We start from the raw sequence: 17,328 nt of genomic DNA, 5'->3' as shown, positions 1-17,328 counted from the left end.
AGGCTCCCATGATCTTCAATATTCAAAAGTGTTCTGTTCACGACGGGGATGGTCTGCGGACACTGGTATTTTTCAAAGGCTGTCCACTCGGGTGTAAATGGTGCGCCAATCCGGAATCACAGTCTTTTCAACAGGAAATCATGGAATCTTCCGCTAAATGCATAGGCTGTATGCGGTGTGTGAAAGAGTGCCCTGAAAAAGCGGTTGTACTGACTGAGGCGGGACCGACTATTGACAGAAAAAGCTGTGTGAAGTGTTTTCACTGTACGGAGATCTGTTATGCTGGTGCAAAATATGTGACAGGAAAAGCATACACGGTGGAGGAACTTTTTAAAGAGATTGAGAAGGACAGAATGTTCTATTCTATGTCGTCGGGAGGTGTTACCTTTTCCGGCGGGGAGCCTCTTGTACAGGCGGAATTTTTGACGCAAATTGCAAAAAAATGCCACGAAGAGGGTATCCATGTTATGTTAGAGAGCTGTGGATATGCAGAGTATGAAAAGTTTAAAACAGTGCTTCCTTTTATCGACGCTATGTTCATGGATCTGAAACATATTGATACAGAGATTCACCGAAGGTTGACAGGTAGAGGGAATCAGCTGATATTAGACAATATTCGGAAAATTTCTGAATTTGGTGTTCCGATTACTATACGGACACCTATAATCCCGGGATATAATGATGAAAAATTGAATATTACAGGGATAGCAGAATTTATTAAGGCAATTCCAAATGTACGGGAGTATGAATTGTTGGCATATCATAATTTGGGCGAATCGAAATACAAGGCACTGGGACGAGGGTATGCGTTGCATGATGTAAGGCCGCCTTCAGAGGAAGAAATGGACTCACTTGTAGCTACGGCCGAAGAAGTCTTAAAAGGCAGTGGGAAACATTGTTTTTATATCAAATAATTTATTGATCAAGGTAAGGAGGTAAGAATATGGTATTTGAGAGGATCCAAAAGTTACGTGAAAGAGAATTTGAAACAGAACCGAGCATCTGCCTAGAACGGGCGAGGATGGTGACGGAGTTTTACAGTCAGGCGTATATGGAACCATTTATGCTTCGCAGAGCAAAGTTCTTTCGGTATTTTCTGGAGAATAAAACGATCTATATTGATGATGAAGCGGTTCTGGCAGGAAACCAGGGTTCCAGGTTCCGTTCGTGTCCAGTGTTCCCAGAAGTAACAGCCTGGCTCTATGATGATGTGGATACGATAGATACAAGGACGGCTGACAGTTATCAGTTTATGCCTGGGGAAAAGGAAGAATTGAAAAAGATCGTGGCTCAATGGAAGGGAAAAACGTTTGGCGACTATACAAAACAACAAATCGCACCAGAAGTTGCAGAAATGGTGGATATTGGTATTTTTACAACTGGAAGTACGAACGTTTCTACAGGTTCTCATGCACCGGCATATTATGATTTAGTAAAATATGGATACCGGCATTATATCGATCTGTGTAAACAAAAGCTGGAAGCAATGGAGGATATGGATATTACTTCCCTTGAGCAGAAGATGACATGGGAAAGTATGATCATTGTTATGGAGGCTATCATTGCTTATGCACGTCGTTATGCGGAGTTAGCGGAAAAAATGGCAGAAGAATGTAGCGATCCCGAACGAAAGGAACAGCTTCTGACGATTGCGGAAAACTGTCGTGTTGTTCCGGAGAATAAGCCGCAGAATTTCCATCAGGCAATACAACTGGTGTGGTTTACACATCTGGCTCTTATGCTGGAAGTAAACGGACAGAATCACTGCTTTGGCAGGTTTGATCAATATATGTATCCGTTCTATGCACAGGATATTAAAAATGGAGTCAGTGAAGATTTTATTATGAATCTGGTTCACGAACTGAAGCTAAAGTGTTCCGATCTGTGGGTACTTAGAAATCAGACGGAATCTCTTGCCTATGCAGGGTGTCCACTTTGGATGCACATGCTGATGGGCGGAATGTTGCCTAATGGGAAAGACGGCTGTAATGAACTGACCGATCTGATTCTTAAATCGATCACAGAGATGCCAACTAAGGCGCCAGTTATGTCCTTCCGATACCATGATAATATAAACAGAAAGACATTTCGTCTAGCATTGGAAGCGATACGTTCAGGGGCAAGCCAGCCGGCTATTTTTAACGACAATGTATGTATTCCTACATTGCTTTCCCTTGGGTTTACACTTAAGGAAGCTCGAAATTATGCTTTCTGTGGGTGTGTAGAATCAATTGTTCCGGGAAAAACAGATTTTAACGCAAATGTAGGATACTTTAATCCTGTTAAGGTGCTTGAGATTACGCTGAACGATGGTATGGATCCATTGACGAAAAAACAGGTAGGGCCACATACAGGAGATGTAAGGACATTTACTTCAGTGGAGCAGATTATGGAAGCATATAAGATACAGGAACAGTATTTTGTAAAATATTTCCTTACTACATTTGATAAAATTGTTTCTTGCCATGCCTATATGCTGCCGACGATCGCGGCTTCCTGCTTTGTTGATGGATGTATTGACAGTGGAAAGGTACTGCAGCAGGGAGGCGCGGAACATAAATATTCGGCTGCAGCGATCACAAGTATTGCCAATGTGGCTGACTCTCTTGCGGCGATCCAGGTGTGTGTATTTGACAAAAAGTATCTGACGATGGCAGAATTAATGGAATTGTTAGAGAAAGACTTTGAAGGCCGCGAAGATATGCGCCAGCTTCTCCTTAATAAAGCACCTAAGTACGGCAATGATATTGAACTGGTGGATGACTATGCAAGATGGATTGTGGATCAGTGTAACGAGGATATTGTCCATTTCATGGATGGGCGTGGTGGAAGATTTACCACAGTATATGCGACACAATCTTATAATGTAGTTGTTGGAAGACTTATCGGGGCTACACCAGACGGGAGGCATGCGTTTGCCGACCTGGCGGATAATGCATCACCCATGAATGGACTGGACTGCTGTGGACCTACGTCGGTAGTGAAGTCGGTTTCTCATTTAGATCATTTTATACCTCAGAATGGGATCTTATTAAATCAGAGATTCGATCCAGCGGTGATAAAAGGGGAAAAAGGGTTGGATATTTTGGAAAGTGTAGTAAGATCCTTCTGTAATATGAAGGGAGAGCATATCCAAATTACGGTGGTAGATACGGATACACTAAAAGCAGCGCAAAAAGATCCGAAATCCTACCAGAATATTTTGGTTCGCGTAGCGGGTTACTCGGCTTATTTTATTGAGCTGGATAAGCAGGTACAGGATAATATCATTACTCGTACTCTTCAGCAGGGGCTGTAGAAAGGAAATATCCTCAGAAAAAAATATGGCAGTGAGAATATGAGAAAATGTGGATTGTTCTTGACATAATCCATAAACCATGCTATTTTATATTAGTAACTGCCAAAGACAGCAGGTGCCGTAAGGCATAAGGAGAAAACGCCTGCCGAGGAAGAGTAAAATTCTTGTATTGAATTTGTGATCCTCTGTGTCTTTGTGCACAGAGGATTTTTATTTGCAGAGGAAGCTTTCTTCCTTTTGCAGTAAAACCCTCCGGGTATCGGCAGTATACGCAAATAAAATAAGGAGGTGTACCAGAAAGTGGCAAAAGTTGAATTAAAACAACCAATCGTAAATGCAATTGCAGAAGAGATCAAAGATGCTGAGTCAGTTGTTCTCGTAAACTATCGTGGTCTTACTGTGGCACAGGACACAGAATTACGTAAACAGCTCAGAGAAGCAGGCGTGATTTACAAAGTTTATAAGAACACGATGATGAAAAGAGCTTTCGAAGGAACAGTATGTGAAGGTCTGGAAGAACATCTGGAAGGGCCGAGCGCAATCGCAATTTCCAAAGATGACGCTACAGCACCGGCAAGAATTCTTTGTAATTTTGCTAAGACAGCAAATGCTCTGGAATTAAAAGGCGGTGTTGTAGAAGGAGCGATCTACGACACAGCGGGATTGACAGAACTGTCTAAGATTCCATCCAGAGAAGAATTGCTTTCCAAACTGCTTGGAAGCATTCAGTCACCAATTACAAACTTCGCCCGTGTTATCAATCAGATTGCAGAAAAAGGCGGGGCAGAGAATTGCGAAGCTGCTTCTGCTAACGAAGCAGAGGAAGCGCCGGCGGCAGAGCCAGCAGAAGCTCCTGCTGAGGAGACGGCAGCTCCGGCAGAAGAATAAGAGCCTGATAAATTTAAGACAGGCAGTCGTATGAAAAATAAAAAAAGAAATGATATGGAGGAAATGAAAATGGCTAAATTGACAACAGCTGAAATGATTGAAGCAATCAAAGAGTTATCAGTATTAGAATTAAATGAATTAGTAAAAGCTTGTGAAGAAGAATTTGGTGTATCTGCAGCAGCAGGTGTTGTAGTTGCAGCAGCAGGCGGAGAAGCAGCAGCGGCTGAAGAAAAAGATGAGTTTGATGTAGAACTTGTATCTGCTGGTTCTTCTAAGGTTAAAGTAATCAAAGTTGTTCGTGAGATCACAGGACTTGGACTGAAAGAAGCAAAAGAGCTGGTTGACGGAGCTCCGAAGGTAGTAAAAGAAGCTGTTTCTAAGGCAGAAGCTGAAGAAATCAAAGCAAAACTGGAAGGCGAAGGCGCAGAAGTAAACCTGAAATAATTACTTTTGATAAAGGAATTTCAAGACCGCAGAAGATAAAACGCTTCTGCGGTTTTTGTTTTATATAATAGGAAATTTTACCGCTTTGCGGTATTGCGGCGGCGCGCAAAGTGGACAAGTCCCTCAAGAGTGAGGAGCAGGGGAGTTGAAGTGGGGGTGCCCACTTTGTTCTAGAGAGATGGGAGGGATTCTTATCACATTTGCGATAAAATGTCAAGAGAAAAATAGAAAAACATAGGAAAAACGTTGACAATAAAAAGCGTTTTGTGTTATAGTAAAAAATGCGCTATTATGGAAAGGTATGCCATATAGTGGCAGAAATACCATTACAAGGCTCTTTTCTTGTAAGTTAGTCAACTTAAACTGCTGGAGGAAACTCTGCGGTTTGTAAATGCTGTTGTCTGGCAGAATTGTGTAAGGTTTCAATCAGACAGTGGCGCAAATAATATATGAGGAGTGAAACGTCAATGGAGAAAAACAGAATTCGTCCCATCACAAATGGAAAAAGTTTTCGTATGAGCTATTCCAGACAAAAAGAAGTATTAGAGATGCCGAATTTGATCGAAGTCCAGAAAGATTCCTATCAGTGGTTTCTGGGTGAAGGATTAAAAGAGGTATTTGATGATATTTCCCCAATTGCCGACTATAGCGGACATTTAAGTCTGGAATTTGTGGATTTTACGCTCTGCGAAGATGACGTAAAGTACACGATTGAAGAATGCAAAGAACGTGACGCAACCTATGCGGCGCCTTTGAAGGTAAGAGTGCGGCTTTACAACAAGGAAAATGATGAGATAAATGAGCACGAAATCTTTATGGGAGATTTACCGTTGATGACAAAGACTGGTACATTTGTGATTAACGGTGCAGAACGTGTTATCGTAAGCCAGCTTGTACGTTCCCCGGGAATTTATTATGGAATTGCACATGATAAGCTCGGAAAAGAGCTATATTCAGCTACGGTAATTCCGAACCGCGGCGCATGGCTTGAATATGAGACAGACTCCAATGACGTTTTTTATGTACGTGTAGATAGAACAAGAAAGGTTCCGATCACAGTATTGATTCGTGCTCTTGGAATTGGTACGAATGCAGAGATTCTGGATTTGTTTGGAGAAGAACCGAAGATCCTTGCAAGTTTCGGCAAAGATACAGCCGAAAACTATCAGGAAGGCTTATTAGAGTTATACAAAAAAATCCGTCCGGGTGAACCTCTTGCAGTGGACAGTGCAGAAAGTCTGATCACAAGCATGTTTTTTGACCCGAGAAGGTATGATCTGGCGAAGGTTGGGCGCTATAAATTTAATAAAAAGCTGATGCTGAAAAATCGTGTGAGAGGCAGGATTCTGGCAGAGGACGTTGTCAGCCAGATTACAGGGGAAGTGATCGCTGAAAAAGGAACGAAGATCACCAGAGAGATCGCGGATGCGATTCAGAACTGTGCAGTGCCTTACCTCTGGGTAGAGGGAGAAGATGAAAGCCGCAATATTAAGATCCTGTCTAATATGATGGTAGATCTGCAGGCTGTTGTTGACATAGATCCGAAGGAAGTCGGTGTGACAGAGCAGGTATATTATCCTGTGCTCGCAGGCATCTTAGAGGAGTCCGCAGGGGATATTGAGGAATTGAAAAGCCTGATCCGCCGCGACATCCATGATCTGATACCAAAGCATATTACAAAAGATGATATTCTGGCGTCAATTAACTACAACATTCATCTGGAATATGGAATGGGAAATGACGATGACATTGACCATTTAGGAAACCGCCGTATCCGTGCGGTTGGAGAGCTGCTTCAGAACCAATACAGGATTGGTCTGTCCAGACTGGAAAGAGTGGTTCGCGAGAGAATGACGACACAGGATCAGGACGGTATTTCTCCGCAGTCTCTGATCAACATCAAGCCGGTTACTGCAGCAGTGAAAGAATTCTTTGGTTCTTCCCAGCTGTCCCAGTTTATGGATCAGAACAATCCTCTCGGTGAGCTGACGCATAAGAGACGTCTCTCGGCATTGGGGCCAGGCGGTTTGTCCAGGGATCGTGCCGGATTCGAGGTGCGTGACGTTCACTATTCCCATTATGGAAGAATGTGCCCTATCGAGACTCCGGAAGGTCCGAACATTGGTCTTATCAACTCTCTTGCAACCTATGCAAGAATCAATGAATATGGTTTTGTGGAGGCTCCGTACCGTAAGATTGATAAATCCGATCCGGAGAATCCGGTTGTCACAGAAGAAGTAGTATATATGACGGCAGACGAGGAAGATAACTACCATGTTGCACAGGCAAATACACCTCTGGATGCGGAAGGACATTTTATCAATAAAAATGTATCCGGTCGTTACCGCGAGGAGACGCAGGAATATGAGAGAAGTAAATTTGACTATATGGATGTGTCTCCGAAGATGGTGTTCTCTGTAGCGACTGCACTGATTCCGTTCTTGGAAAACGACGACGCAAACCGTGCGCTGATGGGTTCCAACATGCAGCGTCAGGCAGTACCGCTTCTGACAACAGAGGCTCCGGTAGTAGGAACAGGTATGGAAGTAAAGGCAGCAGTGGACTCCGGCGTATGTATTGTTGCGGAACAGGGAGGGACGGTAGAGCGTTCTACTTCTACAGAAATTATAATCCGGCATGATGACGGAACGAAGAAAACGTATAAGCTGACAAAATTTTTGAGAAGTAACCAGAGCAACTGCTACAACCAGAGACCGATCGTAGAAAAGGGCGAGCGTGTAGAAGAGGGACAGGTTATTGCAGACGGTCCGTCTACTTCCAACGGGGAGATGGCGCTTGGCAAGAATCCTCTGATTGGATTTATGACATGGGAAGGCTATAACTATGAGGATGCAGTCCTTTTAAGTGAAAGATTGGTGCAGGACGACGTCTATACGTCTGTGCATATTGAAGAATATGAGGCAGAAGCAAGAGATACAAAGCTGGGGCCGGAAGAAATCACCAGAGACATTCCGGGCGTAGGGGATGATGCCCTCAAAGATTTGGACGAGAGAGGTATTATCCGGATTGGTGCAGAGGTACGTGCCGGAGACATTCTGGTCGGCAAAGTGACCCCAAAGGGAGAGACAGAGCTGACAGCAGAGGAAAGACTGCTGCGTGCAATTTTCGGCGAAAAGGCGCGTGAAGTAAGGGATACTTCTTTGAAAGTGCCGCATGGTGAATATGGAATTGTTGTGGATGCAAAAGTGTTTACAAGAGAAAACGGAGATGAACTGTCTCCTGGCGTAAACCAGGCAGTCCGCATTTACATTGCACAGAAAAGAAAGATTTCCGTAGGAGATAAAATGGCGGGACGTCATGGAAATAAAGGTGTTGTATCCCGCGTTCTTCCGGTAGAGGATATGCCGTTTCTGCCAAATGGACGTCCGCTTGACATTGTACTGAATCCTCTTGGTGTGCCGTCTCGTATGAATATCGGACAGGTATTGGAGATTCATTTGAGCCTGGCAGCGAAAGCACTTGGCTTTAATATCTCTACGCCAGTATTCGACGGCGCTAACGAGGTGGACATTATGGATACTCTGGATTTGGCAAATGATTATGTCAATCTGGAATGGGAAGAATTTGAGAAGAAGCATGGAGAAGAGCTTCTCCCAGAGGTTCTCAAGTATCTTTCGGAAAACAGGGAACACAGAAAACTGTGGAAGGGCGTTCCACTTTCCAGAGATGGAAAAGTGCGCCTGCGCGACGGACGTACCGGAGAATTTTTCGACAGTCCGGTTACAATCGGACACATGCATTATCTGAAGCTCCACCATCTGGTAGATGATAAGATCCATGCGCGTTCTACAGGCCCTTACTCACTGGTAACACAGCAGCCACTCGGAGGAAAGGCACAGTTCGGCGGACAGCGCTTTGGAGAGATGGAAGTGTGGGCATTGGAGGCATATGGTGCGTCGTATACACTACAGGAGATTTTAACAGTGAAGTCCGATGATGTGGTAGGGCGTGTTAAGACGTATGAGGCAATTATCAAAGGAGAAAATATCCCAGAGCCAGGCGTGCCGGAATCTTTCAAGGTACTGTTAAAGGAATTGCAGTCACTGGCGTTAGACGTACGTGTGCTGCGTGATGATAATACAGAAGTAGAAATTATGGAAACTGTAGACTATGGTGAGACCGATTTGCGCCATATCATCGAGGGAGATAAAAAATACCGCGATGAAAATGAATCATTCGGCGCACATGGATTCACAGAACAGGAATTTGTTGGAGAAGAGCTTGAAGATATAGAGCCGGAGGAAGAGGAACCGGATGATGATGAGATGGAATTAGAATTTGACGAATACCTGGATGAAGAAGAATAGGAGGAGCCAATTTTATGCCAAACAGTAATGAACAACAATATCAACCGTTAACCTTTGATGCAATTAAAATCGGGCTGGCTTCACCGGAAAAAATCATGGAATGGTCAAGAGGTGAGGTGACAAAACCGGAGACCATCAATTACAGGACATTAAAACCAGAGAAAGACGGGCTTTTCTGTGAACGAATTTTCGGACCAAGCAAAGATTGGGAATGCCATTGTGGAAAATATAAGAAAATCCGCTATAAAGGAGTTGTGTGTGACCGCTGTGGTGTTGAGGTTACAAAGGCAAGTGTGCGCCGCGAACGTATGGGACATATTGCCCTTGCTGCTCCGGTTTCCCATATCTGGTATTTCAAAGGAATCCCAAGCCGTATGGGACTAATACTGGATATTTCCCCGAGAACATTGGAGAGAGTACTGTATTTTGCGTCTTATATTGTGTTGGATAAGGGAGAGACAGATTTACAGTATAAACAGATTCTTTCAGAGGCAGAATACCAGGAGCAGAAAGAAAAATGGGGATATGGCTCTTTCCGCGTCGGAATGGGCGCAGAGGCTATAAAAGAACTTCTGGAAGCGATTGATCTGGAGAAAGAATATAAAGAACTACAGGCGGGCTTAGAAAACGCAACAGGACAGAAGCGCGCAAGAATCGTGAAACGTCTTGAAGTAGTAGAGGCATTTCGGGAATCCGGCAACAAGCCAGAGTGGATGATTCTTACGGCAATTCCAGTTATCCCGCCGGATTTGCGGCCAATGGTACAGTTAGATGGTGGACGCTTTGCGACATCTGACTTAAATGACCTTTACAGAAGAATTATCAACCGTAATAATCGTCTGAAGAGACTGCTGGAGCTGGGAGCGCCGGATATTATTGTAAGAAATGAGAAACGTATGCTTCAGGAGGCAGTCGACGCATTGATTGACAATGGACGCCGCGGACGTCCGGTGACGGGGCCTGGAAACAGAGCGCTGAAGTCATTGTCTGATATGCTCAAAGGAAAATCCGGACGTTTCCGTCAGAATCTGCTCGGAAAACGTGTAGACTACTCTGGACGTTCGGTTATTGTCGTTGGGCCGGAGCTGAAAATCTATCAGTGCGGTCTGCCGAAAGAAATGGCGATCGAGCTGTTTAAGCCGTTTGTTATGAAAGAGCTTGTAGCGAATGGTACGGCGCACAATATCAAAAATGCTAAGAAGATGGTGGAAAGGCTTCAGCCGGAAGTATGGGATGTGCTCGAGGAAGTCATCAAAGAGCATCCGGTTATGCTAAACCGCGCCCCCACATTGCATAGACTGGGAATTCAGGCATTTGAGCCGATCCTTGTAGAAGGAAAGGCGATCAAGCTCCACCCTCTTGTATGTACTGCGTATAACGCCGATTTTGATGGAGACCAGATGGCGGTTCATGTACCACTGTCCGTAGAAGCGCAGGCAGAATGCCGTTTCCTGCTCCTGTCTCCTAACAACCTTTTGAAACCGTCTGACGGTGGACCGGTGGCGGTTCCTTCTCAGGATATGGTACTTGGTATCTATTATTTGACACAGGAAAGACCCGGAGCAAAAGGGGAAGGCATGTTCTTTAAAAATGTAAGTGAGGCGATTCTTGCATATGAGAATGGCTACATTACACTGCATTCTAAGATCAAAGTGCGTGTTTCTAAAGAAATGCCAGATGGGACAGTAAAAAGTGGTACGATTGACGCTACATTGGGAAGATTGTTATTCAATGAGATCATTCCGCAGGATTTGGGATTTGTGGACAGAGAAGTGGAAGGCAACGAATTGTTGCTGGAAGTGGATTTCCATGTAGGGAAGAAACAGTTGAAACAAATCTTAGAGAAGGTTATCAATACGCATGGCGCTACACAGACAGCAGAAGTGTTGGATGATGTTAAGGCGATTGGATATAAATTTTCCACAAGGGCAGCGATGACGGTGTCTATTTCTGATATGACAGTGCCGCCTCAGAAACCACAGATGATTGAAGAAGCACAGAACACAGTAGATAGAATTACGAAAAACTATAAACGTGGTTTGATTACGGAGGAAGAACGTTACAAAGAAGTTGTAGAGACCTGGAAGGCGACAGATGATAAATTGACAGAGGCGCTGCTTTCCGGTTTGGATAAATATAACAATATCTTTATGATGGCAGATTCGGGAGCCCGTGGTTCCGACAAGCAGATCAAACAGCTTGCGGGTATGCGTGGTCTGATGGCGGATACAACAGGACGTACGATTGAGTTGCCGATTAAGTCTAATTTCCGTGAAGGATTGGATGTATTGGAATACTTTATGTCTGCTCACGGCGCGCGTAAAGGATTGTCAGATACCGCGCTTCGTACAGCCGATTCAGGATACCTGACAAGACGTCTGGTTGATGTTTCCCAGGAGTTAATTATCCATGACAGTGACTGTGTGGAAGCAGGAAAAGAAATTCCAGGTATGTACGTGAAAGCGTTCATGGATGGAAACGAAGAGATTGAAAGCCTTCAGGAACGTATTACAGGACGTTTCTCCTGTGAGGATATCAAGGACAAAGAGGGAAATGTGCTTGTAAAGGCGAACCATATGATTACGCCGAGACGTGCTGAGAAAGTAATGAAAAAAGGCGTAGATGAAAAGGGCGAGCCGCTTAAGAGAGTGAAAATCCGTACCATTCTTACCTGTAAATGTAAAGACGGCGTATGCTCCAAGTGCTACGGCGCGAATATGGCAACCGGCGAGGCGGTACAGGTCGGCGAGGCAGTCGGTATTATCGCGGCACAGTCTATTGGTGAGCCGGGTACACAGCTTACCATGCGTACTTTCCATACAGGCGGTGTTGCCGGCGACGATATTACACAGGGTCTCCCACGTGTTGAGGAGCTTTTCGAGGCGAGAAAGCCAAAAGGACTTGCAATCATTACGGAGTTTGCCGGCAAAGCAACAATCAGCGATACAAAGAAGCGGCGTGAGATTATCGTCACGAATGATGAGACGGGTGAATCAAAGGCATATTTGATTCCTTACGGCTCTAGAATTAAGATTCAGGATGGTGCAGAGTTAGAGGCTGGAGATGAACTGACAGAAGGTAGCGTAAATCCGCACGATATTCTGAAGATCAAAGGATTGCGCGCGGTACAGGATTATATGATTCAGGAAGTACAGCGTGTATATCGTTTGCAGGGTGTTGAGATCAATGATAAGCATATTGAGGTGATTGTGCGTCAGATGCTTAAGAAAGTCCGCATAGAGGAAAAAGGTGACAGCGACTTCCTGCCAGGAATGATGGAGGATGTCCTGGAATTCAACGAAGTAAATGAACGCCTCGAGGCAGAGGGGAAAGAACCTGCAACAGGAGAGCAGATCATGCTTGGTATTACGAAGGCTTCTCTTGCTACGGATTCCTTCTTGTCAGCAGCTTCCTTCCAGGAGACAACCAAAGTTCTGACAGAGGCGGCTATCAAAGGAAAAGTAGACCATCTGGTAGGACTGAAAGAGAACGTCATTATTGGTAAGCATATTCCTGCCGGTACCGGCATGAAAAAATACCGCGACGTAAAACTCAGTACAGAACTGGAAGCAGAGGAAGAAATGAACTTCGATGAAGAGCTGGAATTAGAAGAAGAACTGTCAGCTGTAGAGGATATAGAGTAAAAATATCTGATAAAATAGGAAAAATATAATAAAAACCGTTGTCAGAAGAGACGTATCATTAGATAGCACTTCTGACAATGGTTTTTTCATTTTAAGCGTATTTTCTGGACTTATTCCTAATGAGAAATTTATGGATAGGAGTTACACATCATAATAGGGGGCTCTAAAGCTCAGAGGTATTTTGTCGACAGACTGAATGGAGAAGGTTTGTGAATAATATACAATTTATGTTGACAAAAATGGAAAAAATAGGTAATATGGAATAAAAGTACATCAGTGATATATCACTGATGTACCAAAGGGATTCTGCAAATATATTATAAAGGAGGGAGGCAATGGCGAAAAGACAGTCTATGACTGAACGGGTTCTCCAGGAACTGAGAAATGATATTATCAACTGGAATTATGAAGAGAACGACATGATAACAGAGGCAGAAGTTTCGCAGAAATTCGGTGTCAGCAAGACACCTTCCAGAGAGGCACTCAATTATCTGTGTATGGAAGGATTTCTTGAGAAGATTCCCAATAAAGGGTATTTGGTAAAAGGAATCTCTGTCACAGAGCTTCAAAGTCTTTTTCAGTTTAGGGGAATATTAGAAAAAGCTTCCGCAGAAATGGCAATTCAATATGCGACGGATGAAGAACTTAAATTTTTGAAAGACTATACAGAAGAACAGATTGCAAAAATTGAAGGGAGCACATATCAGGAGTACAGTGAGATGAATATGCAGTTTCATATGTCAGTGGCATATTTATCGAGAAATCCTTATCTGATGTCCTCTCTCGAAAGTATATTGAATAAGTTAAGACGTGTACTTGTGAAGGATTGGAAGAGCTCAGAAGCAAAAAGTCTTATGGAAGAGCATTTAGAGCTGGTCAGTGCTTTGTGTACGCGAGATGTAGATCGAGCGAAGCAATATGTGGAAAAAGAATTAGGAGGTGTAGAGTACAGACTGTATTTCCGAGAAGGAAAAAATTTCTGAGATTTTCGCTGCATGTTCAAAAATGAAAAGAAAGGAGGGAGAGAGGATGAAGAAAGTGTTGCTGCTTACAACAGGAGGAACAATTGCAGCGCGAAAAGGAGAGCAAGGACTGGCCCCTGACATTAAATGTCAGGATATTCTGCAGATGCTGCCGGAGTTAGAAGGATTCTTCAAAATAGAGAGTAGAGACATTCTGAATCTGGACAGCTCGAATATTCAGCCGGAAGAATGGCAGTATATAGCAGAGATTGTGACGGAAATGCTGCCTAAGTATGATGGAATTATTATTACCCATGGAACAGATACAATGGCATATACAGCTTCTGCACTTAGCTATATGCTTCAGAATCTCTGTAAGCCTGTCGTTTTGACTGGTGCTCAGATCCCAATTGAACGGATGTTTACGGATGCAAAGAGAAATCTGCAGACTGCCTTTGCTGCAGTAAATGCAGGTGTAGAAGGGGTTACAATCGCATTCGATGACAAAATCATCAATGGGTGCAGGGCAGTGAAAGTAAGGACACTGGGATTTAATGCTTTTGAAAGTATTTCAGCTCCTTATCTGGGAGAGGTTTATGCAGATGGAATTCATGTATATGCACACAATATGGACAGAAAAAGAGACACATTTTGTCTGAAAAAGGAACTTTGTACGGATGTATTTCTTCTAAAGCTGATACCAGGTACGAACCCAGAGATATTTGACCGGCTGTTGGATATGAAGTACCGTGGAATTGTGATAGAAGCTTTTGGGGCTGGCGGTACACATTTTGAACGAAGGAATCTTATACCGAAACTGAAAAAGCTTGTGGAAAATGGAATCAGTATTGTAGCATGTAGTCAATGCTTGTATGAAAAAAGTGATTTTTCTATGTATGAAGTAGGACGAAAGCTTTTAGAATGCGGTGTAATACCTGGACGCGATATGACAACAGAAGCGATTGTAACGAAGCTGATGTGGGCTTTAGGGCAGACAGAGGATCCAAAGGAAGTCAGGGCGATATTCAATACGGATTATGCCGGAGAGGTTACGTTGTAAATGGAAGAAATGACAAAAGAGAGAAAGGACTAGAAGGAGGGAATTTATGCAAGAACAAGAAAAGAAAGTGGCTGTGGAAGAAACAGTAGATACAGAGTATATGCTGGAACCAGTTCCCATGAATAAGAGAAGATCCACATACAGCCAGATTATGGTATGGGTTGGGTTTGGATATTGTGCAACAGGGCTGTTTGTCGGAGGCACACTTGCCGGATATGGCGGGGCGCCGGGCTTAAATCCTGTAGAGGCACTGCTGGCAATAATATTAGGAGAAGGGTCACTGCTCATTATGACGGCTCTTCTTGGAATTGCAGCACATAAAACAGGTTTGAACTTATCTTTAATATCCAGGTATTCTTATGGAAGCAAGGGATTCATTATCCCGATGGCAGTGATGGCGCTTCTGACATTGGGCTGGTTTTCCAGTATTGTCGGAATGATTGCTGATATATGGGGAGGCTTTATAGGTAATTCAAGTGGAATTACAGTATTTAGTCCGGCAAGCTGGGGATATGAAGGGGTTCCGGATATTACATTGGAGGTTTTAATTGCCGTTATATTCTGGGGGATTATTTTTACTATCAGTGCAATTCGCGGAATCAGCGCTATAGAAAAAGTAGCGAAGGTAGTATGCCCGCTTATTCTGCTTGTTGCGATTATCGCCGGTATCGGTATGATAAATGAAGGCGGCGGAGTCGGCAGCTTTATGAACAAGGCAAATGAGTTAGACGGACTGGGACTTGGAACAGGTATTACAGCAGTAGTAGGAAGCTGGGTTGCCGGAGCCGTAATGGGCGTGGATATGTTCCGGTTTAATAAAAGTGTAAAAGCAGTGTGGTGGTGCGCAGCAGCCTGCTTTGTCTTTACGAACCCGCTTTTGAATATTGTTGGATATATCGGAAGTGTCAGCGCCGGACAGTACAACTATGTGGCGTGGATGATGGAATTTAGTGTGATTCTTGCTCTTGTTGCTGTATTTACATGGACGACGTCTCTTTGGACAACCGACAATAGCGAATTGTATTGTAACTCACTGTATACAGGGCCGATACTGGATGCGGTAGGTGTGAAAGTAAACCGGAAGGTTTTAGTTGCCATTTGCGGTATCCTGGGAACTATTCTTGGAGCGATTGGTTTCTATCAGATTTTCTTTGCAAACTTTATCAATACATTGGGAGCAATGGCACCTCCTCTGTGTGCACCGATTCTTGCAGATTATTATCTGGTAGGGAGAAAGAAATACGATGCGAAGTTGTTACATAAACAGCCGAGATGGCGTTGGGCGGGAGTGATTTCCTTTATAATCGGCGCGGGACTTGGATATTATTTCCAGTATGTAACGCCTCTTCCGTATAACCTGCCTTCCGGCTTGTTCGCAATGATCGTTTCTGTGATTATTTACTATATCATTTACAAATTCATGCCTGACAAAAAGGCTGACAAAGAGCTGATGGAAGAATTATAATAAGAGCTATCCCGAAGGGAATGAGTGGCGAGGAAATAAGATGAAAAAGGAGATGGAAGATATGAAAAAAGTATTTTTAAACGAGATGAGCGCACGTGAAGTAAAGGCAATGCTGGAGCATGCGGACGAGGTGACGGCAATCACCTGTTTTGGTTCCTGTGAAAGCCATGGCTGGCACTGCTGTCTGGGACCGGATTTCTTTGTTCCCACAGAAGTTGCAAAGCGGGTTGCTGAAAAATTAGACAATGTAGTGGTTGTGCCGGCGGTGCCATTTGGAACGTCCATTCACTATAATCAATATCCAATGTCCGTTACACTTCGATATGATACAGAGATTGCGATCGCAGAAGATATTTTTGAAAGCCTGATTAACAATGGAATCAAACATATCTATATATTAAACGGACATGACGGAAATATACCGGCGCTGGAAATTGCGGCACATAATGTAAAAGACCGCCATAAAGATGCAAAGTTTTTGTATATGCCTGCATGGTGGAACAAAGTAGGCCCAATTATGGGAGATCGCTTCGAAGTATGGAACGGACTTGGACATGGCGGCGAGGGAGAGACATCTATTATGATGGCAGTACGTCCTGAACTGGTAAATCTGGAATATGCGGAGAGCCAGGTTCCTGAAAAGGTAATCGACGTGAATAAAACAACAGATATTATCTGGGACATCAAGGAGATCACAAAGACGGGAGCGACCGGAGATCCGACGAAGGCCTCTATTGAAAAAGGCAATCAGATGCTGGATATTCTGGTAGGGCTGGTAGCAGACGCCATTGAAGAAATGAACCGTACAGGGTGGACTTACGGGACAAAATAAAGCGAGAAAAGGAGTAATTACTATCGTTCAGTATGGTATGCGAAATGTTAGATGTTGTTTAAATTTGCATGACAACAGAAACAAAAGGTAACAAAATGGCGTGGGTCAGAAGGAAGGGACCCGCGCCATTGTATTGAAGGATAAAATTATTATTGTGAAATTATTAATCCGTCAGGGCATAACCATAGCGAATTTTACGGTAGATTTTTTGAATGATTGTAATCGGGAGACTGACGAGAATAAACAGGGATGAAAATACCCCCACAGAACCTCCGATAATCATAAGCAATATTAAACCGATATTCATATGATGTACACTCCTTTGACGTTTAAAATTTCTAATCGTTATTATAAAGGGTGCAGGAACATATGAAAAGAAAAAGGGAGAGTTCTTAGCAGTATTTTAA

Annotated in this window: 11 protein-coding genes and 1 other annotated feature; of the genes, 10 read left to right on the top strand and 1 reads right to left on the bottom strand. The window is 43.6% G+C overall.

All coding sequences use genetic code 11. The annotated features are described in order from the left end of the window. The first annotated feature begins 8 nt into the window (after positions 1-8). From ACZ5C4_RS16730 to ACZ5C4_RS16685, 10 genes are all read left to right on the top strand, one after another. Positions 9-914, top strand: coding sequence for a glycyl-radical enzyme activating protein (locus ACZ5C4_RS16730; protein WP_464521970.1), 906 nt, complete (start codon positions 9-11; stop codon positions 912-914). A gap of 29 nt (positions 915-943) precedes the next feature. Continuing rightward, positions 944-3,298: a glycyl radical protein gene (locus tag ACZ5C4_RS16725; protein ID WP_464521969.1), complete on the top strand. Its 2,355-nt coding sequence runs from the start codon at positions 944-946 to the stop codon at positions 3,296-3,298. An 84-nt stretch (positions 3,299-3,382) separates the two neighbouring features. Then, positions 3,383-3,520 (top strand) — a sequence feature (ribosomal protein L10 leader region). A gap of 78 nt (positions 3,521-3,598) precedes the next feature. Beyond that, positions 3,599-4,186: a 50S ribosomal protein L10 gene (rplJ, locus tag ACZ5C4_RS16720; RefSeq protein WP_186876738.1), complete on the top strand. Its 588-nt coding sequence runs from the start codon at positions 3,599-3,601 to the stop codon at positions 4,184-4,186. A 69-nt stretch (positions 4,187-4,255) separates the two neighbouring features. Beyond that, on the top strand, positions 4,256-4,630 hold the full coding sequence (rplL, locus tag ACZ5C4_RS16715; RefSeq protein ID WP_243207215.1) for a 50S ribosomal protein L7/L12: 375 nt from the start codon (positions 4,256-4,258) through the stop codon (positions 4,628-4,630). A gap of 467 nt (positions 4,631-5,097) precedes the next feature. Beyond that, positions 5,098-8,958 (top strand): DNA-directed RNA polymerase subunit beta, encoded by a 3,861-nt coding sequence (rpoB, locus tag ACZ5C4_RS16710; protein ID WP_464521968.1) that lies wholly within the window; start codon positions 5,098-5,100, stop codon positions 8,956-8,958. Positions 8,959-8,972: 14 nt separating this feature from the next. Continuing rightward, positions 8,973-12,602 carry a DNA-directed RNA polymerase subunit beta' gene (rpoC, locus tag ACZ5C4_RS16705; RefSeq protein ID WP_464521967.1) on the top strand — a complete coding sequence of 1,210 codons (3,630 nt, stop codon included), beginning with the start codon at positions 8,973-8,975 and terminating at the stop codon, positions 12,600-12,602. A gap of 335 nt (positions 12,603-12,937) precedes the next feature. Continuing rightward, the gene (locus ACZ5C4_RS16700) at positions 12,938-13,585 is read left to right on the top strand and encodes a GntR family transcriptional regulator (protein WP_464521966.1); all 648 of its coding nucleotides are present in this window, start codon (positions 12,938-12,940) and stop codon (positions 13,583-13,585) included. Between the two features lie 46 nt (positions 13,586-13,631). Continuing rightward, the gene (locus ACZ5C4_RS16695) at positions 13,632-14,624 is read left to right on the top strand and encodes an asparaginase (RefSeq protein WP_464521965.1); all 993 of its coding nucleotides are present in this window, start codon (positions 13,632-13,634) and stop codon (positions 14,622-14,624) included. Between the two features lie 46 nt (positions 14,625-14,670). Further along, the gene (locus ACZ5C4_RS16690) at positions 14,671-16,089 is read left to right on the top strand and encodes a purine-cytosine permease family protein (RefSeq protein ID WP_464521964.1); all 1,419 of its coding nucleotides are present in this window, start codon (positions 14,671-14,673) and stop codon (positions 16,087-16,089) included. A gap of 61 nt (positions 16,090-16,150) precedes the next feature. Further along, positions 16,151-16,921, top strand: a complete 771-nt coding sequence (locus tag ACZ5C4_RS16685) for a creatininase family protein (protein ID WP_464521963.1) — start codon at positions 16,151-16,153, stop codon at positions 16,919-16,921. A gap of 163 nt (positions 16,922-17,084) precedes the next feature. Here the strand turns inward: ACZ5C4_RS16685 and ACZ5C4_RS16680 are convergent, their stop codons facing one another. Beyond that, positions 17,085-17,228, bottom strand: a complete 144-nt coding sequence (locus ACZ5C4_RS16680; RefSeq protein WP_186876745.1) for a hypothetical protein — start codon at positions 17,226-17,228, stop codon at positions 17,085-17,087. Between the last annotated feature and the right edge of the window lie 100 nt (positions 17,229-17,328).

Source organism: Mediterraneibacter flintii (assembly GCF_055387595.1).
Note: the sequence above shows the minus strand (reverse complement) of the source record. Positions and strands in the feature narration are given on the sequence as shown.